The organism is Vibrio sp. RM-41-2B, assembly GCF_024744415.1.
Classification (GTDB): Bacteria; Pseudomonadota; Gammaproteobacteria; order Enterobacterales; family Vibrionaceae; genus Vibrio; species Vibrio diabolicus.
In genome coordinates, this window is record NZ_JAMQWD010000009.1 from 1 (window position 1) to 663 (window position 663).

Here is a 663-nt window from a genome sequence, read left to right on the forward strand (position 1 = left end):
ACAAATGGAGTTGTAACATTGGCAATACAAGTTGATAGAACAATCGAGGTGTCTGCTGAATTCTCAAACGACACCGAGCAAAGCTTACGTTTTTCTCTTACAAAAGCTTGGGGAAACGGTGAGAAGAAAGCTTTGTTTATATTACTGAACCCAAGTAAAGCAGATATAGTCCGAATGGATAATACTTTCGCCAATGTAGTTAATTATTGCGTGGATGCTAATTTTGATGCTGTTACAGTCGTAAATTTGTTTCCCTACAGGGCGACAGAGCCCAAGGATTTAGCAGGGAAGTACGATTTAGGGCTTTCAGAAAACATAAAGGTGTTTCAGCGTGAACTTGAACTAGCCAATGAGGTGTTCATTGCGTGGGGCACTGAACATAAGAAATATAGCCAAGCGAAAAAGAGGTTTGAGTCTGTTCTTAAAGAACGTGCTAATGGTAAGCGTATTTCTTGTTGGTACGATGAAAAAGGAAATTATCCCAAGCATTTACGTATTCTAGGTAAAAACTGGGTAAATAAAGACTATCAGTTTGTCTTTGAGTCAGTTACATAACAAACTGTTCAAGAGGGATTCGCAACGCGTGGCATTTTCACTATGCGTTGGTTTTAGTGTTTAAGGTAGCATGCGGCTGCTTCAGTATTGCATTGCTCACCCCTTAAC

1 protein-coding gene is annotated in these 663 nt (G+C 39.8%); it reads left to right on the forward strand.

The features are described 5' to 3' along the window. The coding region (locus tag NB463_RS08290) for a DUF1643 domain-containing protein (protein WP_258515977.1) at nt 1-555 on the forward strand (555 nt) is incomplete at its 5' end. Between the last annotated feature and the right edge of the window lie 108 nt (nt 556-663).